Origin of the sequence: Saccharothrix luteola, assembly GCF_020859565.1 — a bacterium.
GTDB lineage: Bacteria > Actinomycetota > Actinomycetes > Mycobacteriales > Pseudonocardiaceae > Actinosynnema > Actinosynnema luteola.
Map to the genome: position 1 here is coordinate 31367 of NZ_JAJHUO010000036.1, position 20966 is coordinate 52332.

Consider the following 20966-nt stretch of genomic DNA (forward strand, 5'->3'; position numbering starts at 1 on the left):
CGCTGTCAGAGTCGCCGGATGACGCATGCGGTGGTGTTGGGCGCGAGCATGGGCGGGCTGCTGGCGGCTCGCGCGCTGGTCGGTTTCTACGACCGGATCACGGTGGTCGACCGGGACCCGTTGACCGAGGACGTCGTGCACCGGCGCGGCGTGCCACAGGCCAAGCACTTCCACACGATCCTGCTGCGCGGCAAGCAGGCGCTGGACGTGATGTTCCCCGGGCTGACCGACGAGCTGGTCGACGCGGGCGGGTTGCGCGTCGGCTTCAACGTCGACGCGCGGTTCGTGCTCGCGGGCCACACCCTGGTCCGCGCGGACACCGGCGCGTCGGACATCCAGACGACCCGGCCCATGCTGGAGGGCGCGATCCGGGCGAAGATCGCGGACTACCCCGGCGTGCGGATCATGCCCGGGTGCGACGTGGTCGGCCCGGTGTTCGAGCAGGGCCGGGTGGTCGGCGTGAAGGTGACCCGGGACGGCGCGGACGAGGTGCTGGACGCCGACCTCGTGATCGACGCGATGGGCCGGTCCGGTCGGGCCCGGGCCTGGCTGACGTCCCTGGGCCTGCCGACGCCCGACGAGGACCGCATCGACGTCGACATGGTCTACGCGAGCCGGCTGGTGCGCCCGGCCGCGCCGTTCCCGGACAAGCTGGTGCTCCTCGGCCCGGTGCCCGGCCGGCCGACCGGGTTCGCGTTCGCCGCGCAGGAGCACGGCCAGTGGATGATCACCCAGGTCGGCATGGCGGGTGACCACCCGCCCACCGACGAGGCGGGCTTCCTGGCGTTCCTCAAGCGGTCCGCGCCGCCGGACGTGCAGGACGCCGTCGCCGCCTCGGAGCCGCTCACGGAGATCCGCACGCACCGGTTCCCGGCCAGCCTGCGCCGCCGCTACGAGCGGCTGCGGCAGTTCCCGCCCGGCCTGCTGGTCTTCGGCGACGCGATGTGCAGCTTCAACCCGATCTACGGCCAGGGCATGACGGTGGCGGCGATGGAGTCCGAGGCGCTGCGCAAGTGCCTGCAGGACGGCGAGGACGACCTGGCGCGGCGGTTCTTCCGCGCGTCGGCCAAGATCATCGACCCGGTGTGGCAGCTCAACGCGCTCGGCGACCTGGCGCTGCCGGAGATCACCGGCCACCGGTCGCTGTCCACCAAGGCGCTGAACCGGTACGTCGCCCGGCTGCAACGCGTCGCCACGCACGACCCCGTGGCCGCCACCGCGTTCATCCGCACCATCGGGCTGCTCCAGCCGCCGTCGTCGATCCTGCGGCCGGACGTGCTGGCGCGCGTCGTGATCGGTGGTCTGCGCCGAAGCTGAGCCGACCGGCCCGCCGGCACGGCTACCTTGGGCACCATGCTGCTGCCGTTCGCGATGCTCGCGGTGAGCGTCGTCTACGTGACCGCGGGTGTGATCGGCCGCCGCGCGCAGCCGCGCAACCGGATCGGGCTGCTGTTCGTGCTCATCGGCGTCGGCTGGCTGCTCGACTACGTCCTGTCCGACGGGTCGATGCCGCTGATGCTCGTCGCCAAGGGGTGGCCGTCGATGCTCGGGCACGCGCTGGTCGCGTTCCCGACGGGCAGGCTGGTGACGCTGCCGCGGCGGCTGGTCGTCGGCGCCGCGTACGCCGAGAGCCTGGTGCTGACCGTGGCCGAGGAGTACCGGCGCCAGCCGTGGGCCGCGTGGCTCGTCGAGTCCGAGACGATGATGACGGCCGTCGTCGGCATCTCCATGCTGGTGCTGCAACTGCACCGCTGGCGGCGCAGCAGCATCGCGCAGCGGCGGACCCTGACCGCGATGCTCGGCGCGACCGCGGTGGCGATCCTCGCGTTCGTGGTGTGGGAACCGGTGGAACGCGCGGGTCTCGAACCGCCGTACGTGGTGCTGACGCTGGCGCTGAGCGGCATCCCGTTCGCCTACCTGGCCGGGTTGCTGCGCCGGCGGATGGACCGCGGCGAGGTGGCCGACCTGGTGGTGCGGCTCAGCGGCGACAGCAGGCGCGACGGCGTGCAGGAGGCGCTGGCCGCCACGCTGCACGACCCGAGCCTGCGCGTGGCGTACTGGGTGGCCGAGCAGGAGCGGTACGTGGACGTGGACGGGAGCCCGGTCGCACTGGACAACGTGCACACCAGGGTGGACCGGGCCGGCGCGCCGGTCGCCGTGCTGCTGCACGACCCCGTGCTCGACCTGGAACTCGTGGACGCCGCGTGCGCCGCCGTCGGCCTGGCGCTGGAGAACGAGCGGCTCACCGCCGAGCTGCGGGCCAAGGTGCGGCAGCTGGCCGAGTCGCGCGCGAAGGTGCTGCGGGCGGCCGAGGACGAGCGCCGCCGGCTGGAGCGCGACCTGCACGACGGCGTCCAGCAGCGGCTGCTGTCGGCGGTGATGACGTTGGGGCTGGCCGAGACCGTGCCGCCGGAGCGCACCCGGGCGCTCGCCGCCGAGGCCAAGCAGGCGGTGCTGGCGACCATCGACGACGTGCGCGCGGTGTGCCACGGCATCCACCCGCCCGTGCTGGCCGAACGCGGCCTGCACGGCGCGGTGCGCGAGCTGACCGCGTTGGCCGAGCCGCGGGTCGACCTGACCCTCGACCTGCCGGACGACGTGCCGCCGTTGGTGGAGACGACCGCGTACTACGTTGTGGCCGAGGCGTTGGCGAACGTCACCAAGCACGCCGAGGCGTCCCGGACGAAGGTCGTGATCAGCGGCCGGGGCGGGCGGCTGGTGGTGGAGGTCGACGACGACGGGCGCGGGGGAGCGGACCCGGTGCGCGGCTCGGGGCTGCGCGGCCTGAGCGAACGGGTCGAGGCGAACGGGGGGACGATGCGGGTGGTCAGCGCGGCGGCGACGGGCACGAGCGTGCGGGTGGTGCTGCCGTGCGGGTCGTGATCGCGGAGGACTCGACGCTGCTGCGCGAGGGGTTGGCGCGGCTGCTCGCCGAGGCCGGTTTCGACGTGGTGGCGGCGGTCGAGGACGCGCCGGCGCTGATGGCGGCGGTGGACGAGCACCGGCCCGACGTGGCCATCGTGGACATCCGGATGCCGCCGACGCACACCGACGAAGGGCTGCGGGCCGCGGTGGTGCTGCGCCGCCAGTACCCCGGGACGGGGGTGCTCGTGCTGTCGCAGTACGTCCGGGTGAGCTACGCGGCCGAGCTGCTGGACGCGGGCGCGGACGGCGTCGGCTACCTGCTCAAGGACCGGGTGTCGGACCTGGCCGAGTTCACCGGCGCGATCCGGCGGGTGGGCGCGGGCGGGTCGGCGTTCGACCCGGACGTGGTGAGCCGGCTGCTGGTGCGGCGGCGCGACGACAGCGACGACCGGCTGACCGACCGGGAACGGGCCGTGCTCGCGCTGATGGCGGAAGGGCGCACCAACCAGGCCATCGCCCAGCGGCTGTTCATCGCGGAGCGGACCGTGGAGAAGCACTGCACCAGCATTTTCGCCAAGCTGGACCTGTCCGCGAGCCCCCACGACCACCGCCGCGTCCTCGCCGTCCTGCGCTACCTCAACGCCTGAGAGGTGCGGTTAACCGCACCACGCGGTGGTGCTGGCACGATTCCCGGGCCACCTCCGGAGTGGGCACGCTCGTCCCATGACACTGGGGCGCGAAGCAGACGTTGACGACCTGGCGGGGAGCCCGGCGACGAGCCGGCGCCCCCGGGCCGACTACCGCACGGACCTGATCACGGTGCTGCTCGGCACCTGGTTCTCGATCGGGTTGTTCCTCGACGCGTGGGCGCACTCCAACGTGCCCGAGCTCGAGTCGTTCTTCACGCCGTGGCACGCGGTGTTCTACTCGGGCTTCGCCGCGACCGGCGCGTGGATCCTGTGGGTGCTGTGGCGCAACTACCAGCAGGGGCTGCGCGGGCTGGACGCGGTCCCGATCGGCTACGGGCCGGCGGTGATCGCGCTGCCGGTGTTCGCCGCGGCGGGTGTCGGCGACTACCTGTGGCACACGTTCATCGGCATCGAGCAGGGCATCGACATCCTGTTCAGCCCGACGCACCTGGTGCTGATCTCGTCGATGGTGCTGATCCTCACCACGCCGCTGCGCACGCTGTGGAGCGACCGGGACGTGGTGAGCCCGTCGCTGCGGCGGTTCCTGCCCGCCGGGCTGGCCCTGGCGTTCACCACCTCGCTGGTGCTGCTGTTCGCCGGGTACGCCGACGCGACCGTGTTCACCACCGAACAGGTGATCAGGGCGTTCAGCTTCGAGAAGGGCGCGGGCGGCTCGGGCCGGGCGGTCGAGCTGGCGGCGTCGGTCATGTTCACGAACCTGATCATGATCCTGCCGCTGCTGCTGGTCGTGCGCCGGTTCCGGCTGCCGTTCGGCGCGGCGACCCTGCTGGCGTTCGTGGTGATGCTGCTGAGCACCGCCGTCGCCAACTACACCAACATGAGCATCGCGATCGGGTTCCTGGTGTCCGGTGTGGTGATCGACGTGCTGCTGCTCAAGCTGGACCCGTCGGAGGGTCGGGTCGCGCAGTACCGGGTCTTCGCGGGGGCGGCGTCGTTCGTCACGTGGGCGGTGTTCTTCGCGGCGGCCATCATCGACCAGGGCACGACGCCGAGCGTCACCGAGATGTGGACCGGTGCGCCGATCATGGCCGCGCTGCACGGCGTGCTGATGGCGGTGGTGCTCGTGCCGACCGCCCGCCGGTGAGGGCGCTGCTGCCGGCCCTCGTCCTGCTGATCACCACCGCCGGCCCGGCCCAGGCGCACGCGGGCGGCCTCACGCCGCAGGACCACCTGAGCCGGGTCACCGGGATCGTACCGCCGCTGCCCGGCGTCACGGCGGCGATGGTCAACCACGGCACGCAGCTGGAGATCCGCAACGGCGGCGCGGTCGCGATCACCGTCGGGGGAGCCGGTGGCCGGACCGCGGACCACGCGATCACGCCGGGCGAGACGTACCGCTACCGCGACGACCGCACCACCGCGCCGCAGTGGGAGGTGCCGCTCGGCGGCTCGGTGATCAAGGGTCGGGTGGACGTCGTACCAGGCCCGAAACCGCTGTGGTGGCTGCTGATCACGGCCGCGCTCGCCCTCGGCGGCTACTTCCTGGGGCGCGCGCGGGCGCTGCTCGCCGTCGGCGTGGTCGTGGTGACGGCCGCGCACGCGTGGCACGCGGTCGGCTCGACGCTCGCCGTGACGGGCGGGTCGTTCGTGCCGCTGCTGCTCGGCGCGAGCGGTGTCGGCCTGGTGGCGTGGCCGCTGACGGTGGTGGCCGCGGTGGCGGCGGTGCGGCGCAAGCCCGCGACGGCGTTCGTGGCGGCCGTCGTGGGCGCGATGCTGGTGGTGGCGGGGATCCCGGACTTCGACAGCTTCCGGTTCTCCCAGCTGCCGTTCGCCGGTCCGGCCGACGTCGACCGGCTGCTCGTGGCACTCACCCTGGGCGGCGGCCTCGGCCTCGCCGCAGGCGGATTCGACTACCTGAGAAGGACTGGTTCCACCACATGAAGACCGTTCACGCCCTGGTGCTCGCGCTGCTCGTGCTGGCGGGTTGCTCGTCCGCGCCCGAGGCCACCCCGCCCTCCACCGACCCGCTGGTGCTGACCCTGTCGGTGGACCAGGCGTCGCCGCAGCGGGTGGAGGCGGTGCGCGGGCAGGCCGTCGAGCTGACCGTCACCAGCGAGCAGCCGGTGGAGGTGCACGTGCACGGCGTCGACGTGCTGGCCAAGGCGGAGAGCGGGAAACCGGCCGTGCTCGAGTTCACCGTGGACCGGACGGGCACGTTCGACGTCGAGGCCCACCCCGACACGCTGCTCGTGCAGCTGGTGGTGCGGTGACCGTCCTCGCCCACGGCGTCGGCGCCCGGCACGACCTGCCGCTCCCGCTGGACCTGGTGCTCCAGGGCGCGGCGGTCGCGCTGCTGGCGTCGTTCCTGGCGCTGGGTCTGCTGTGGACGAAGCCCCGGTTCGACGCCGCCGAGGCGACGCCCGACCGCGACTGGTGGCCGGTGCGGCTGCTGGTCGCGGTCGGGCTGGTGCTCGTGCCCGCCGCGGCGTGGCCGCACCTGGTGTTCGTGCTGGTGTGGGTCGGCGTGCCGGTCCTGTCGATGCTGTTCGGCCCGGTGTGGCGGGTGGTCAACCCGCTGCGCCTGGCCGCCCGCGTCACGCTCGGCCGCGCGTACCCCGAACGGCTCGGCCACTGGCCCGCCGCGCTCGGCCTGCTCGCGTTCACCTGGGTGGAGCTGGTCTCGCCGGACGCGCTGCCGTGGTTCCTGGTGGCGCACGCGGTGGTGAACGTCGTCGGCGGCGTGGTGTTCGGCCGCACGTGGTTCGAGCGCGCCGACGGGTTCGAGGTGTTCTCGACGCTGCTGGGCCGGCTGTCGCCGCTGCGCGGCAACCCGTTCCGCGCGCTCGTCGCCACGCCCGTGCGGCCCGGCCTGGTCGCGGTGGTGGCGGTGCTGCTCGGCTCGACCGCGTTCGACAGCATCGGCTCCACCCCCGCCTGGGAACGCCTGTCCGTGCCGGACACGGCGGGGCTGGTGGCGGCGGTGGCGCTGGTCGCGGGCAGCTACCTGCTGGCGTGCCGGTCGTTCGGCGGGCAGCTCGCGCACTCGATGGTGCCGATCGTCGCCGGGTACGTCGTGGCGCACTACTTCTCGCTGCTCGCTGTGGAGGGCCAACGGGCCGTCGCACTGCTGTTCGGCGTCACCGGCTTCACCCCCGACGACGCGCTCGCCGCACCCGTGCTGGTGGCCTCGGTGCAGCTCGGCGCGGTGCTCGCCGGGCACCTGCTGGCCGTGGTGTCCGCGCACGACCGCGCGCTGCGGCTGCTGCCGGCGAGCAGGCACTTGACCGGTCAGGTGCCGTTGTTGGTCCTGATGGTCGGCTACACCTCGGGCGGTTTGGCGCTGCTGTTCGCGGGCTGAGCGGATATTCTGGGGGCCCACGACGGTCTGTCGTGATGCAAACAACTCGATCGGGCTAATGGGTTAGCTCGATGAGCTGGATTTCACCGCATTCTGGCGGCTTCCAGCTGGCGCTCCTGCTCGTGCGAGGTGAGCGTGTCACCTGAGAGATTGGGGTTTCCTGGCACTCGGATGAACGCACTTCTCACCGGATCGGGTCGATCACTAGCTTTCGGGTGAGTGAAATCGGCGGATCTGTGGAATTCATCCCGAGTGACGAAAGGGTGTCGATGAGCATTTACCTCACAGGTCTGCTGTGGGTCGGCGGCGCGGCCATCGTGGCCGCCGTCATGGCTTACTTGATCCGCAAGTACGGCGAGTTGGAGGGACGCTCGGCGAACAACGAGTCCGCGGGGCAGGTCTTCACGATCGTGGGCGGCCTGCACGCGGTCCTGGTGGCGTTCGTGCTCATCGCCCTGTTCGACGCCGTCACCCAGGCGGGTGAGGCCGCGTACCGCGAGGCGGACGGGCTGGTGGCGGCCACGTGGGCGAGCGACTCGCTGTCCGCGGAGACCGGCGAGCAGGTGCGCAACCTGTCCCGCGACTACGCCGCCACCGTGATCGACGACGAGTGGCCCGGCATGACGCAGGGCACGTCGTTCGAGTCGAGCGGCTGGTCGCAGCTCGACCAGCTGCGCCGGGTGGTGGCCGATGCGCCGACGACCGACGAGTGGCAGGTCGACCGCAAGGCCGAGGCCGCGAACCAGCTGTGGCAGGTGTACCAGGCCAGGCAGGAGCGGCTGGACGCGGCGGGCGGCGGGGTCAGCTCGGTGGTGTGGTTCGTGCTGATCGCGGGCAGCGTGCTGGCCGTGTGCCTGCCGCTGCTGTTCGGCGGGGCGCGCATCCGCACGCACGTGCTCATCGTGGCGACCCTCGCCGCGACCATCACCCTGCTGCTGTACGCGATCTACCAGCTGCAGAACCCGTTCGGCGGTGGCGCCGGGGTGAGTCCCGCGGCGTTCGAGGCCGCCGTGGAGCGATTCGGATGATCGAGGCGCTCGCCCAGGTCGTGTGCACCGCCATCCAGGTCGAGGCGGAGGCCCACGGCCCGTCGACCGTTTTCCGGGTGCGGCTGCCGTCCGGCGAGACGTCCTCGCTCACCACGCTCGACGTGCGGCTGAACGCCATCGGCTTCTCCTCCGAGCAGGACCTCGTGTACGGCGTGGACCACCACGGCAGGCTCGTCGCCCTCGACCGGACCGGCCGGGTGGTCGGGAAGGCACCGCGCCCCTCGCCGATGCTGCGGAACGCGACGGCGGGCGTGGTGGTCGACGAACGGCTGGTCGTGCGCGTCGGTCCGTGGCTGAACTCGGTCGACATCGACCGGAACAGCCCCACGTTCGGGCACGTGCTGCACCAGGCGTGGTTGTGGCCGGCGGAGGGGACGACGGTCGACGACTTCGACCTCAACCCGGACGACGGCCTGCTCTACGGCGTCGCCACGCACGCCCACGGCTACGGCGTGGTGGTCAGCATCGACCCGGACACCGGCCGGACGAGGGCCGTGCCCGGCGCCGGCCGGTTGCCCGGCGGCAGCAGCTACGGCGCGGTGACCCTCGCGCCGGACGGCGCGCTGTACGCCACGAACAACAACCAGGGCGGTCGCAGCACGTTGTGGCGGGTGGCGCTGGACGGCTCGGGCGTGGTCACGGAGATCTCGTCCCGGAAGGCCCTGCACACCATCGACTCGTCGGGCTGCCTGACCACCATCCCGATCCCCACCACGACCACGACACCGCCCACCACGACGACGACACCGCCCACCACCACGACGACCACCCCGCCCACGACCACGACAACCACGACCACTCCGCCCACGACAACGACCACCACCACCACCACCACACCGCCCACGACGAAGACGACCACGCCACCGACGACGACCAGGACGACCACCACAACCCCGCCGCCGACGACCACCACCACCATCGCCCGGACGACGACCACGACAACCACCACCACAACCACGGTCCGCCCCGCACCCGCGGCGCCGCCGTACATCCCGCCGCCGCTGCGGACCACCCCGCCGCCGAACCCACCACCCCCGCAACCACCACCACCCGCGGAACCGCCCCCGCCCCCACCACCGGCCGACATCGAGGTGCCGGACCGGCGGGTGGAGACCTTGGCGCCGACCAACAACACGGTCCGCGACCAGCGGCGCTGGGGCTTGACCGCGATCCTGCTGATCTTCGCCGCGGGCGCGCTCGCCCGCCAGGCCGCGAGCAGGCGCCGGTAGGTCAGACGGCCAGCATCCGGCGCACCTCCTCGTCGTGCAGCTCCTCCGTCGCGCCCGCGCGCACGACCTCGCCCGCGTCCATCACCACGTAGCTGTCGGCCAGCCGCAACGCGAAGTCCAGGTACTGCTCCACCAGCAGCACGGTCAACCCCACCTCCCGGTGCAGCCGGTCGATCGCCGCCTCGATCTCGTCGATCACCGACGGCTGGACGCCCTCCGTCGGCTCGTCCAGCACGAGCAGCCGGGGCCGGGTGATCAACGCCCGCGCGATCGCCAGCTGCTGCCGCTGACCACCGGACAGGAAGCCGGCCGGCCGCTTGGCCAACTGCCGCAACGCCGGGAACACGTCCAGCGCCTCGTCCACCGCCGCCGGGTCGCGGTGCCCGGTGGCCTCCAGCGTCACCCGCAAGTTCTCCCACGCGGTCAGCTGCGGGAACGAGACGTGGCCCTGCGGCACGTACGCCATGCCCGCGCGCACCCGCAGGTGCGTCGGCAGCCGCGTGATGTCCTGCCCGTCGAACGTGATCCGGCCGGCCGTGGGCGTGAGCGTGCCCATCACGGTCTTCAGCAACGTCGTCTTGCCGACCCCGTTGCGGCCCATCACGCACACCAGCGACCCGGCGGGCACCTCCAGCCCCACGCCGAACAGCACCCGTGCCCGCCCGTAGGCGGCGTCCACCCCGGACACCGACAGCATCACGTGACCGCCTTCCCCTTGGCCCGACCCAGGTACACCTCGCGCACCCGCGGGTCCTCCTGCACCTCGGCGACCGAACCCTCGCGCAGCACGTGACCCTGGTGCAGCACGGTGACCTTGCGCGCGTACTTGCGCAGGAACTCCATGTCGTGCTCCACCACGACCACCGTGTGCGTCGAGGCGATCCGGTGCAGCAGCTCGCCGGTCCGCTCCCGCTCCGCACGGCTCATGCCCGCCACGGGCTCGTCCAACAGCAGCAGCTTCGGCTCCTGCACCAGCAGCATCCCGATCTCCAGCCACTGCCGCTGCCCGTGCGAGAGGACACCGGCCGGCTTGTCGGCCGACGCCGTGAGGTCCGCCGTCTCCAACGCCGAGGCCACCGCGTCGGACACGCCGCGCCGCCGGCGCAGCAACGACCGCAGCGGCAACCGGAAGCTCTCCGCGAGGTCCAGGTTCTCCACCACGGTCAGCTCCTCGAACACGGTCGCGGTCTGGAACGTGCGGCCGACGCCCATCCGCACGATCCGGTGCTCCTTCTGGCCGACCAGTTCCCGGCCGCCGAACCGCACGCTGCCCGTCACCGGCCTGGTCAGCCCGGTGACCACGTCGATCAACGTCGTCTTGCCCGCGCCGTTCGGCCCGATCAGGAACCGCAGCTCGCCCTCCTCGACGGTGAGGTCCAGCCCGTCGATCGCCGCGAAACCGTCGAACACCACGCGCAGCCCGCGCACCTCCAGCAGCGCCGTCACGCCGTCACCTCCACCGCGGCGACCCGCCTGCGCGACGAGAACCGGTGGCGCAGCGACTCGACCACGCCCGCCAGGCCCTTCGGCGCGAACACCAGCACCAGGACGAACAGCCCGCCTTGCAGGTACAGCCAGCCCTCGGCGAAGTCCTCGCTGAACAGCGTCTTGGCGTAGTTGACCGCGATGGCGCCCGCGATCGCGCCGGCCAGCACGAACCGCCCGCCGACCGCCACCCCGACCAGCAGCTCCAGCGACGGCACGATGCCGAGCAGCGCGGGGGAGATGATGCCGACCACGGGCACGAACAACGCGCCCGCCAGCCCGGCCATCACCGCCGAGACGGTGAACGTGATCGCCTTGACCACGGCCGGGTCGTAGCCGAGGAACCGCACCCGGTCCTCGCCGTCGCGCACGGCCACCAGCAGCCGGCCGAACCGGCTGCGCACCAGCAGCTTCGCCACCAGGAACGTCACGCCCAGGACGAGCGCCGTGATCGCGTACACGGCGCGTTGCCCGTTGGGATCGGTGAGGTCCAGCCCGAAGAACCGGCTGAAGTTCGTCATCCCGTTCGTGCCGCCGGTCAGGCCCTGCCGGCCCACCAGCAGGATCACGAACGCCGCCGCCAACGCCTGTGACAGGATCGCGAAGTACGCGCCGCGCACGCGTTGCCGGAACACGAGCAACCCCAACAGGAACGCCACCAGTCCGGGTACCAAGACCACGGCCGCCAGCGCGAACACCGGGTTGCCGAACGGCTTCCACAGCGCGGGCAGCTCCTCGACGCCGCTCCACACCATGAAGTCCGGCAACCCGGCGGACCCGGCTTCCTCCAGCTTCAGGTACATGGCCATCGCGTAGCCGCCCAGGCCGAAGAACACGCCCTGGCCGAGAGTCAGCATCCCGCCCTGACCCCAGGCCAGCGCGATGCCGACCGCGACGATCGCGAAGCACAGGTACTTCGCCAGCAACCCGAGGCGGAACGGCGAGAGCGCCAACGGCGCCAACGCCAGCAGCACGACGCACGCCACGAGGGAGATGCGACCCCACGTCATACCAACGCCCTCCCCTTCAGCACGAACATGCCCTGCGGCCGGACCTGGAGGAACGCGATGATCGCCACGAACACCAGCACCTTGGCCAGGCTCGCGTCCGTCCAGAACTCCAGGTAGCTGTTGAGGAAACCGAGCGCGATCGCCGCCAGCACCGCCCCGCGCAACTGGCCGAGCCCGCCCGCGACCACGACCAGGAACGCGTCCACGATGTAGAAGGTGCCCAGGCTCGGGCCGACCGGGCCGACGAGCGTCAACGCGACACCCGCCACCCCGGCCAGCCCCGAGCCGAGCAGGAACGTGAACCGGTCGACCCGCCCGGTGGCGATGCCGCTGTACGCGGCCAGCTCCCGGTTCTGCACCACCGCCCGCATCCGGCGGCCGGCGGGCAGCCTGGTCAGGTACAGCCACACCCCGACCACGCACACCACCGCCAGCACGATGATGAACACCCGGTTGTGCGGCAGGCGCACGCCGAGCACGTCGACGCCGCCCACCAACCAGCCCGGCGCGGTCACCTGCACGTTCGGCGCGCCGAAGACGTCACGCGCCAGCTGTTGCAGCACGAGGCTCACGCCCCAGGTCAACAACAGCGTGTCCAACGGCCGCCCGTAGAACCGCCGGATCAGCGACCACTCCAGCAGCAGCCCCATCAACCCGGCCACGGCGAACGCGACCGGCAGCGCGATGAGGAACGACTGGCTGGTGAGACCCTGCAAGAGGTACGCGGTGTAGGCGCCCGCCATGATGAACTCGCCGTGCGCCATGTTGATCACGCCCATCTGGCCGAACGTGAACGTCAGGCCGAGCGCGATGAGCAGCAGCACCGCCGCGATGCTCAACCCGATGGGCAGCTGGTTGGCCAGCGCGCCCATCAGCTCAAGCCCCCGGCCCAGTCGTAGCTCTTCAGGTACGGGTCCGGCTTGATCGGGCCGGGGGAGGACCACACCTCCTTGATCTGGCCGTCCGCCTGCACCAGGCCGATCCGCGCGGTCTTGGCGACGTGCTGGTTCTCGCCGTCGATGGTGGTCGTGCCCTCGGGAGCCTCGATCGTGATGCCGCCCGCGGCCTTCTTCACCGCCTCGACCTCCGTCGTGCCCGCCTTCTTCACCGCCTCCGCCCACAGGTGCACGGCGTTGTAGCCGGCCTCCATCGGGTCGGACGTCACCTTGTCCGCGCCGTACTTCGCCTTGAACGCCTTGACGAACGCGTCGTTCGCGGGCGTGGTGGTGGTCTGGTAGTAGTTCCACGCCACGAGGTGCCCGGCCACGTTCTCCGGCCCGATGCCCTTGACCTCTTCCTCGGCGACGCTCACCGACACCACCGGCGTGGCCTGCGGCGTGACGCCGGAACCGCGCAGCTGCTTGAAGAACGCCACGTTGCTGTCGCCGTTGAGGGTGTTGAACACGGCGTCCGGCTTGGCGTCGACGATCTTGTTGACCAGCGTGCTGTACTCCGTGTGGCCGAGCGGCGTGTACTCCTCGCCCAGGATCTCGATGCCCTTGGCCGCGGCGTACGCCTTGATGATCTTGTTGGCGGTGCGCGGGAACACGTAGTCGCTGCCCACGAGGAACAGCTTCTCCTTGCCCTGCGCGGCCAGGTAGTCCAGCGCGGGCACGATCTGCTGGTTCGTCGTCGCGCCGGTGTAGAAGATGTACGGCGAGCTCTCCAGCCCCTCGTACTGCACCGGGTACCACAGCAGCGCCTTGTTGCGCTCGAACACCGGCAGCATCGCCTTGCGGCTGGCGGAGGTCCAGCCGCCGAACACCGCCGCCACCTTGTCCTGCGAGATGAGCTTCTGCGCCTTCTCCGCGAACGTGGGCCAGTCCGACGCGCCGTCCTCGGTGACCGGGACGACCTTCTTGCCCAGCACGCCGCCCTTGGCGTTGATCTCCTCGATGGCCAGCAGTTCCGCGTCGCGCACGGTCACCTCGCTGATGGCCATCGTGCCGCTCAACGAGTGCAGGACGCCGACCTTGATCTCGTCACCGGAGGCCCCCGCGCCACCGCCGGGCTCGTCGACGCAGGCCGTCGCGAGCAGAGCGGGCAGCAGGAGGGCGATCAGACCGCGGCTGAAGGTTCTGGGACGCACCGGCGGCTCCTTTCGGGCAGGTGGAACCGAGAAGCTATGAACCGCGTGTTGCGTGCCGGGCGCGCGAGGTTACGTTCGCGTGGCCAACTCCTCACGGTATGGAGTTGTGACCTTCCGCGCTCACCTTGCGCGGTCGTCGTGTCATCCGTTCGGCCGTCGGCCATCGTCCGAAGGTGCGACACCGCCGGGCACCTTCGACCGACGATCGCGAACGGCCTTTCGTCCTACGTTCGCCGGGTACCTGATTCGGGGGAGGTGGGTCATGGGCGGACGAATCGTGGCGCTCGACGTGCTGCGCGGGGTGGCGATCCTGGGCACGTTCGGGACCAACGTGTGGGCTTTCACGCATCCGCAGGGGGTGATGGGCTTCCTGGCCGGCTTCGGCTCGGGCGCGGGCGACACCGCGACCGCGTTGCTGCAGATGATCACCAACGGGAAGTTCCTCGGCCTGCTGTCGATCATGTTCGGCATCGGCCTCGCGATCCAGCACCGCTCCGCCGAACGGCGGGGGCAGCGGTGGCCCGGGTGGTACCTGTGGCGCTCGGCGCTGCTGCTGTTCGAGGGCTTGCTGCACTACGTGCTGGTCTTCGAGTTCGACGTGCTGATGTTCTACGCGGTGGTGTCCGTGCTGGTGGCCTACCTGGTGGGGCGCAGCGGGCGGGTCCAGGTCGGCTGGATGGTCGCGATGGGCGCGGCGAACCTGGGGATCGTCGGCCTGATCACGGTGGCGCTGCTGACCGACGTCACGACGGTCGGCGATCCGGGGTTCGTGCCGGCCACGGACAGCTGGTGGGACGGCGTGCGGGCCAGGGTCGAGCACTTCGCGGTCTTCCGGGCCGAGGGGTTCCTGGTGCTGCCGCTGAGCGGGCTGCTGTTCCTGGCGGGTGCGCGGCTGTTCAAGGCGGGCGCCTTGGAGAACTCCGCCCGTGGCGCCCGGATCCAACGGCGGCTGGTGGTGTGGGGCCTCGGGGTCGGCGTGCCGCTGAACGTCACCACCACGCTCGCCGGCGCCGACTGGTTCGCCGTCGACCGCTACGTGTGCGCGCCGCTGGTCGCGTTCGGGCTGCTCGGCGGGATCACCGCGCTGGTCAACCGGATGCGGGCCGACGCGGGCCCGGTGCGCCGTGGCGTCACGGCGGTCGGCCGATCGGCGTTGAGCTGCTACGTCGGCCAGAACGTGATCGCGTCCGTGCTGTGCTACGAGTGGGGTCTCGGCCTGGCGCGGCGGTGGGGTCACCTGGGCCCGTGGTTCACCGGCGGGGTGTGGCTGGTGGTCGCCGTGCTGCTGGTGGTGGGCGCGTCGTGGTGGATGCGGCGGTTCGAGCGCGGCCCCGTGGAAACGGTGTGGGACTGGGCTTACCGCGCGCCGCAACGACGTTCGGTCACGGCCTAGCCCGCGGGCGGCACGGGCGTGGCACGGCGGTGATCAGGTGGCCAATACGCTGCCTGTATGAGTCCTCTCGACGTGGACACCAGGGTGCTGCGGTACTTCGTGGCCGTGGCCGAACGCTTGAGCTTCACCGGGGCGGCGCGGGCCCTGTACGTTTCGCAACCCGCGTTGAGCAGGCAGATCAGGCAGTTGGAGACCGACCTGGGCGTCGAGTTGTTCGTGCGGACCGGCCGGGAGGTCCGGCTGACGGCGGCGGGCGGCGAGCTGCTGCCGTTGGCGCGCAAGGCGTTGGACGAGTGGCGGGACGCGGTGCGGTCGGCGCGTTCCGCGGCGGCGGCTGAGGCGAACGTGCTGAGGGTCGGGTTCGTCACGTCGGGCGGTGGCAGCGTGGCGCGCCGGGCCCGGGCGGCGTTCGCCGAGCAGCGGCCCGACGTGACGATCGAGCCGAAGCGGTGCGACTGGGGCGGCGAGCCGGACGCGTTGCGGCAGGGGTTGGTGGACGTGGCGTTCGTCTGGCTGCCCGCCGACACCGACGGCCTGCGCACCCACGTGGTGGCGACCGAGGCGCGGTACGTCGCCCTGTCCCGCGGCCACCCGTTGGCGGCGCGTGAGTCGGTGGGCATCGCGGACCTGCGCGACGAGCCGCTCATGTGGACGCGCAAGGCGCCGAAGGCGTGGGTGGACTGGTGGGCCGTCAACCCGCGGCCGGACGGCGGCGAACCCGTGTGGGGACCGGAGAACGACAACGCGGACGAGATGCTGGAGCACGTCGCGGCCGGCGCGGCGGTGTGCTTCGGCCCGGAGTCGATGGCCGAGTACTACGCGCACCCCGACCTGGCGTGGCGGCCGGTGACCGACATCGAGCCGCTGCGGATCGCGGTCGGGTGGGTGCCGGAGACGGCCCGGCCGGTGGTGCGCGCGTTCGTGGAGACCACCGTGCGGCTCCGGTAGCCTCCATCACCGAAACGCTGTTATCGTACGGGCCGAGCAACCTGGGGGATGCCGTGGTCGATGAGCAGTGGCCTGTGGTGCGGGACGTGCTGTCGGACGTGACGGGGAGGTTCGCGGACCTCGTCGCCGCGTCGGACCCGAGCGCGCTCGCGACCGCCGACTGGACGGTGGCGGACACGGCGGCGCACGTCGTCGCCATCGCCTCGATCTACACCACGTTGCTGGCACCGGGCGGCGGGGAGGTGGCCGACCCGAGCCTCGCCGAGCGCATCCCCGCCGTCACCGTGGACACCGTCGCCAACCTGAACGACCTGGCGCTGCGGCGGTTCACCGAGCGCGACCCCGCCGCGCTGAGCGCCATGCTGCGGTCGATGGTGGCCTCGATCCTGGACATCACGACGGAGGCCGACCCAGAGCGGACGGTGCCGTGGCTGGGCGCGTCCCGGGTGCCGATCGCGGGCGTGCTGGCCCACCTCGTCAACGAACTGCTCGTCCACGGGTGGGACATCGCCCGGGGCGTCGGCACGCCGTGGTCGATCCCGGCGCGGGAAGCCGCGTTGTTCTTCGAGCTGTTCCTCGTCGGCATGATCCGCAACGACGTCGGCGGCGTGCTCGACGGCGAACCGCCCAGCGACCGCCGCGTCGCCGTGGCGTTCCGCTCCCGCCACACGACCCCGGTGACGATCGTCCTGCACCAGGGCCGGGTGTCGATCGGGGAGCCGGGCGAGCCGGTCGACGTGCGCCTGACCTTCGACCCGGCCGTGCTGAACCTGGTGCTGTTCGGCCGGGTCAGCCGCGCCCGTGCCGCGGTCACGGGCAAGCTGCGGGTCGCCGGGCGACGCCCGTGGTTGCTGCCCGCGTTCCTGCGCAAGGTGCGCCTGCCGACGAACTCCCTGCCCTTGTCCGCGGGCTAGCGCGGGCAAACCCCTCGCGCTACAGGAAGTTCACGAACCCGTGACGCCCTTGCCGCCCTTCGCGCGGAGCTCCTTGATGTTCGTCGCCCCTCGGATTGGGTCCCCTGTGCGGTCGAAGCGGTCGAATCTTGCGTGGTCACGAAATTCCCACCTGATCGTGGGATGAATGTGATGAATCGCCCGCGCGTATTCGCGCGGTGAGGGCTATTGGTTCGCATTGCCGCTTGGGCGACTCGACTGCAGGCGCGGGTGGGGGAGGAGTCCACGCCTCGTCAGTGAAGCTGCAAGCATTCACCCGTACGTGTCGGAATGACGTGACACCTCGTGGGGTGCAGCGGAGGGTAGTCACCCGGGCCATACCGGACACGGCATCAGTCGACCAGGCGAACCCGCCAGATCCGGTCCTCACCTTCCGACTCCCTGAAGCGATTTCCCGGCGTCGGAGCAAAGCGCCCGATAACGCGAACCGCCCCGCCGAGGATGAAAGCCTCGGCGGGGCGGTTGCTCACGCGATCACGGGTAGTTGACGACGTAACGTTGCTGCGTGGCCATGTTCGCGGCGCCACCGATGCCGTTCACGACGTTGTCGATCGTGCCGACGCCGCCGAGCGACACGGTCACCAGGTCGTGCAGCCGCACGCCCGACCGGTTGGGCACCTCGAAGCCGTTCGCCGTCCGGATGCTCGGATCGGCCTGGTTGAAGGCGTACACGCCCATGCCCCAACCCTCGTGGGTCGTGACGTGGTCGCCCACCTTGTACCCGGCCCAGCCCAGCTTCGAGCCGTTCATCCACGCGGCCTGGTTCGGCGGGTCGTACGGCAGTTCGTTCTGGTAGAAGTACGTCCGGCCGCCGTTGCCGTTCCACACCGTGTTGTACTCCTGGTAGTGCTCGACGAACAACCCGTACGCCGTCACGTTGTCACCGTTGACGACGACGCCGTTGCGACCGGTGTTGGCGGTCCAGCCGGTCGGACCCGTGCCGTGGTCGGCGCGCCACACCCACGTGTGGTCCACGATCACGTGGTCGCTGTTGATCTCCAGCGAGGTCGTCGCCTTGCCCGCCTGGGGACCGCCGACGCGCAGGTACACGTCGTGCATCGAGGTCGGGTTGGCGGCGTGCGACGCCGACGAGGTCGTCGGGCCGAGCTGGAGCAGCACGGGGGAGTTCTGCACACCGGCGTCGACCAGGAACCCGGCCAGCTTGACACCGTCCACATCGGACACCGCCATCGCGGCCTTGCCGGTGTCGGGGGAGAGGGTCGCCAGGCCGAGGCCGAGCACGACGGTGTTCGGCCGCGTCACGTTGATCGTGTCGGTGAGGCGGTGCACACCCGGCGTCAACAGGAGGTGCTTGCCCTGCGCCAGCGCCGCGTTCGTCGTCGCCACCGGGGTGCCGGGCTTGACGATGAAGAAGTCCGCCAGCGAGATCGACTGGCCGGCGGGCGCGCCCGCTTCCCAGCTCGTGCCGCGGGCGTTCTGCCGCAGCGCCGGGACGAACACCTTGTACTCGCCGTTCTCGAAGTACAGGAACGGCTTCTCGCGCACGACCGGGCTGGTGTCGACGGTGGTGTGCGAGGGGTTCGGGAAGTGCTGCGCGGGCGCGCCCTGCGTGCCGACGAACACCATGTTCCACACCGAGCCGCTCCAGCCGCCCGCGAGGTTGCTGTTGCGGGTCAGGAACTGCTGCTGCGAACCGGAGACCGCGACACCGTCGATCTTGCTGTCCACGATCAGGCCGCCGGACGCCCAGCCGTCGCCGCCGTTCCACAGGTGGATCTGGCCGCTGAGGTGCATCCGCCGGTAGGACGCGGCCTGCGACACGGCCCACCGCTCGATCTGCCCGGCCGGCAGGTTGACGTGCAGGTTCTCGGCCTGGCGCCAGAAGTTCTGCGTGGCGTTGCCGAGGTTGTTCGGGTTGTCGCCCTGCTGGAGCCAGTCCGCCTCGACGCGCACGTGGCCGTTGAGCCGCACGTCGTCCGGACGCAGGCCGAGGCCCGCGACCTGGGTGTAGAAGCGGAGGTTGACGTCCGCGTCGTACACGCCCGGCTTGTACAGCACGGCGTACCGCTCGCTGCCGAACTGGTTGGTCTTCATCTGGGTGGCGATCTGGTCCAAGCGCGACTGCATCGCGGCCCGGTCGTAGCCGGGGCCGTAGACGAGCACGTTGGGGCCGAAGTCGGGGTTGCGCGGGTCGGTGGGCGGGATGACGGGTCCGCCGGTCGTCTCGGTGTTGACTGCCAGCTCCCACAGTGAGTAGCCGTAGCCGGTGGCGCGCGCCGTGCCGTGGACCCGGAGGTAGCGGCCGGAGCCCGTGACGGTCAGGTTCTGCACGCCACCCGTGCCGGTGGTGGTGGAGTAGACGGTGTTCCAGGTGGACGCGTTGTCCGACAGCTGGATCTGGAACGCCTTGCCGTACGCGGCTTCCCAGGTCAGCGTCACGCGGCACACCTGCTGCGTCGAGCCGAGGTCCACCTGGACCCACTGCGGGTCGGCGAACGCGCTGGACCAGCGGGTGCCGGTGTTGCCGTCGACCGCGGCGGCGGCAGGGGTGCCGCCGTTCTCGACGGACGACGCGGTCGCCGGGCGGTTCAGCGCGGCGTTGGTCGTGCCGCACTCGGCGGCCTGCGCGGACTGGGTGATCACGGGGCTGAGCACCGCGGCGAGGCCGAGTGCCAGCGCGGCGGTCAGGACCCGTGACAGGGAACGGGGAGAGCTCATTGTCCTACCTGACGAGGTAAGGGGCGCGAGAAGGCCCGGAGCCGTGCCTCCGTGGCACCGGAGGCGCTGAGAGAGCGCTCTCTCGGAGCGTAACGCCGATGTTGCGAAGACGTCAACGACGGTTCAGGCGGAATCCCGCACGACGAGCGAGGGTTCGAAGATGACGGATCTGGGGCGCAGTCCCGGTTCTTCGACGTGGTCCAGCAGCAACCGGGACATCCCGGCCGCCATGTCCTCTACCGGTTGCCGCACCGTGGTCAGCCTCGGTCGGCAGGACTGCGCGGGGCTGCTGTCGTCGAAACCCACCAGCGCCACGTCGTCCGGGACGCGCCTCTGGTGCTTGTGCAGCACCAGCAGGGCGCCTTGCGCCATCAGGTCGTTGGCCGCGAACACGCCGTCGATGTCGGGGTGTTCGGCCAGCAGTCGTTCCATCGCGGCCTCGCCGCTGACCGAGGTGAAGCCGCCCTCGGCGATCGGGACGTACGGGAAACCGTGCCGTGCCATGGCGTCGCGGAACCCGGTCAGCCGGTCCTGGGACGCGGGGACGTCGAGCGGGCCGGTGATCGTGGCGACCTGCGTGCAGCCGCGGCGCACCAGGTGGTCGGCGGCGAGCTTCGCGCCGGCCTGGTGGTCCAGGTCGACGTAGCTGATCGGCGCGGGACGGGCCGGGCGCGCGAACAGCACGGCGGGCAGTTCGGCTGCGACCAGGCGGGCCGGTAGGGGGTCCTCGGCGTGGGTCGAGACCAGCAGCGCGCCGTCCGCGCTGCCCTGGCGGAGGAACGACAGCACGTCCTCGCGCGCCGGGTCCGTGTCGGCGACCATCAGCACCGGGTGCACGCCGCGCGTGCGCAGGAAGCCGAGGACGCCGCTGGCCACCCGGCCGAAGAACGGGTCGGAGAACACTCGTGCGGCGAAGGCGTCTTCGTCGCCCGGGTCGCCTGCGCCGGAGACCACGAGGGCGATCGTGCCTGCCCGTTTGGTGACCAGGGATCGGGCGGCGCGGTTGGGGGCGTAGCCGGTTTTGTCGATGGCGGCGCGCACGACTTCCTGGATCTTGCGGTCGACGTTGCGGGTGCCGTTGATGACGCGGGAGACGGTGGCGCGGGACACGCCGGCGACCCGCGCCACGTCTTCCAACGTCGGCGGGGTCGTCGGCGATCTGCTCATGGAGTCATTCTGCCATGCACCGGAGAGCGCTCTCCGCCTTCCTTGTCCGGGCGTGTCGAACCTTCGGGTCCCGCGTGTCGAACGCTCAGGT

Annotated in this window: 19 protein-coding genes; 12 read left to right on the forward strand and 7 right to left on the reverse strand. The window is 71.3% G+C overall.

The genetic code is table 11. From position 1 onward, the window contains the following. Positions 1-18 precede the first annotated feature (18 nt). The 9 genes from LNK82_RS38790 to LNK82_RS38830 all read left to right on the forward strand — a co-directional run bounded on the left by LNK82_RS38790 (position 19) and on the right by LNK82_RS38830 (position 9151). Positions 19-1317: an FAD-dependent oxidoreductase gene (locus LNK82_RS38790; protein ID WP_230571847.1), complete on the forward strand. Its 1299-nt coding sequence runs from the start codon at positions 19-21 to the stop codon at positions 1315-1317. Between the two features lie 36 nt (positions 1318-1353). Next, the gene (locus LNK82_RS38795; RefSeq protein ID WP_230571848.1) at positions 1354-2883 is read left to right on the forward strand and encodes a sensor histidine kinase; all 1530 of its coding nucleotides are present in this window, start codon (positions 1354-1356) and stop codon (positions 2881-2883) included. Beyond that, positions 2871-3512 carry a response regulator transcription factor gene (locus tag LNK82_RS38800; RefSeq protein WP_230571849.1) on the forward strand — a complete coding sequence of 214 codons (642 nt, stop codon included), beginning with the start codon at positions 2871-2873 and terminating at the stop codon, positions 3510-3512. The genes LNK82_RS38795 and LNK82_RS38800 overlap by 13 nt, the downstream gene beginning before the upstream one ends. 76 nt (positions 3513-3588) lie before the next feature. Next, positions 3589-4659 (forward strand): hypothetical protein, encoded by a 1071-nt coding sequence (locus LNK82_RS38805; protein WP_230571850.1) that lies wholly within the window; start codon positions 3589-3591, stop codon positions 4657-4659. Then, positions 4656-5456, forward strand: coding sequence for a hypothetical protein (locus LNK82_RS38810; RefSeq protein ID WP_230571851.1), 801 nt, complete (start codon positions 4656-4658; stop codon positions 5454-5456). Before LNK82_RS38805 ends, LNK82_RS38810 begins: the two co-directional genes overlap by 4 nt. After that, positions 5453-5785: a hypothetical protein gene (locus LNK82_RS38815; RefSeq protein WP_230571852.1), complete on the forward strand. Its 333-nt coding sequence runs from the start codon at positions 5453-5455 to the stop codon at positions 5783-5785. Before LNK82_RS38810 ends, LNK82_RS38815 begins: the two co-directional genes overlap by 4 nt. Then, positions 5782-6873 carry a hypothetical protein gene (locus LNK82_RS38820; RefSeq protein WP_230571853.1) on the forward strand — a complete coding sequence of 364 codons (1092 nt, stop codon included), beginning with the start codon at positions 5782-5784 and terminating at the stop codon, positions 6871-6873. Before LNK82_RS38815 ends, LNK82_RS38820 begins: the two co-directional genes overlap by 4 nt. A gap of 269 nt (positions 6874-7142) precedes the next feature. Then, on the forward strand, positions 7143-7901 hold the full coding sequence (locus tag LNK82_RS38825; RefSeq protein ID WP_230571854.1) for a bestrophin-like domain: 759 nt from the start codon (positions 7143-7145) through the stop codon (positions 7899-7901). Next, on the forward strand, positions 7898-9151 hold the full coding sequence (locus LNK82_RS38830; protein ID WP_230571855.1) for a hypothetical protein: 1254 nt from the start codon (positions 7898-7900) through the stop codon (positions 9149-9151). The genes LNK82_RS38825 and LNK82_RS38830 overlap by 4 nt, the downstream gene beginning before the upstream one ends. A 1-nt stretch (position 9152) precedes the next feature. Here LNK82_RS38830 and urtE read toward each other — a convergent pair whose 3' ends face one another. The 5 genes from urtE to urtA are packed head-to-tail and all read right to left on the reverse strand — an operon-like array spanning position 9153 to position 13735. Then, a complete protein-coding gene (gene urtE, locus LNK82_RS38835; protein WP_230571856.1) occupies positions 9153-9848 on the reverse strand; it encodes an urea ABC transporter ATP-binding subunit UrtE in 696 nt (231 codons plus the stop codon). Then, complete coding sequence (urtD, locus tag LNK82_RS38840) at positions 9848-10597, reverse strand: urea ABC transporter ATP-binding protein UrtD (RefSeq protein ID WP_230571857.1); 750 nt, start codon at positions 10595-10597, stop codon at positions 9848-9850. The genes urtE and urtD overlap by 1 nt, the downstream gene beginning before the upstream one ends. After that, positions 10594-11646, reverse strand: a complete 1053-nt coding sequence (gene urtC / locus LNK82_RS38845) for an urea ABC transporter permease subunit UrtC (protein WP_230571858.1) — start codon at positions 11644-11646, stop codon at positions 10594-10596. The genes urtD and urtC overlap by 4 nt, the downstream gene beginning before the upstream one ends. Continuing rightward, complete coding sequence (urtB, locus tag LNK82_RS38850; RefSeq protein ID WP_230571859.1) at positions 11643-12518, reverse strand: urea ABC transporter permease subunit UrtB; 876 nt, start codon at positions 12516-12518, stop codon at positions 11643-11645. The genes urtC and urtB overlap by 4 nt, the downstream gene beginning before the upstream one ends. Next, positions 12518-13735, reverse strand: a complete 1218-nt coding sequence (gene urtA / locus LNK82_RS38855) for an urea ABC transporter substrate-binding protein (protein ID WP_230571860.1) — start codon at positions 13733-13735, stop codon at positions 12518-12520. The genes urtB and urtA overlap by 1 nt, the downstream gene beginning before the upstream one ends. Before the next feature lie 262 nt (positions 13736-13997). Here urtA and LNK82_RS38860 point away from each other — a divergent pair, with 262 nt between their 5' ends. From LNK82_RS38860 to LNK82_RS38870, 3 genes are read left to right on the forward strand one after another with little or no spacing between them, the layout of a single operon-like run. Next, complete coding sequence (locus tag LNK82_RS38860) at positions 13998-15128, forward strand: DUF418 domain-containing protein (RefSeq protein ID WP_230571861.1); 1131 nt, start codon at positions 13998-14000, stop codon at positions 15126-15128. 57 nt (positions 15129-15185) lie between these two features. Next, on the forward strand, positions 15186-16076 hold the full coding sequence (locus tag LNK82_RS38865) for a LysR family transcriptional regulator (protein WP_230571862.1): 891 nt from the start codon (positions 15186-15188) through the stop codon (positions 16074-16076). Between the two features lie 53 nt (positions 16077-16129). Beyond that, the gene (locus LNK82_RS38870) at positions 16130-16990 is read left to right on the forward strand and encodes a maleylpyruvate isomerase family mycothiol-dependent enzyme (RefSeq protein ID WP_230571863.1); all 861 of its coding nucleotides are present in this window, start codon (positions 16130-16132) and stop codon (positions 16988-16990) included. A 513-nt stretch (positions 16991-17503) separates the two neighbouring features. On the opposite strand, the gene LNK82_RS38875 is transcribed toward LNK82_RS38870, so the two are convergent. Beyond that, positions 17504-19708 (reverse strand): discoidin domain-containing protein, encoded by a 2205-nt coding sequence (locus tag LNK82_RS38875; protein WP_230571864.1) that lies wholly within the window; start codon positions 19706-19708, stop codon positions 17504-17506. A 123-nt stretch (positions 19709-19831) separates the two neighbouring features. Next, positions 19832-20875, reverse strand: coding sequence for a LacI family DNA-binding transcriptional regulator (locus LNK82_RS38880; RefSeq protein ID WP_230571865.1), 1044 nt, complete (start codon positions 20873-20875; stop codon positions 19832-19834). Positions 20876-20966 lie beyond the last annotated feature (91 nt).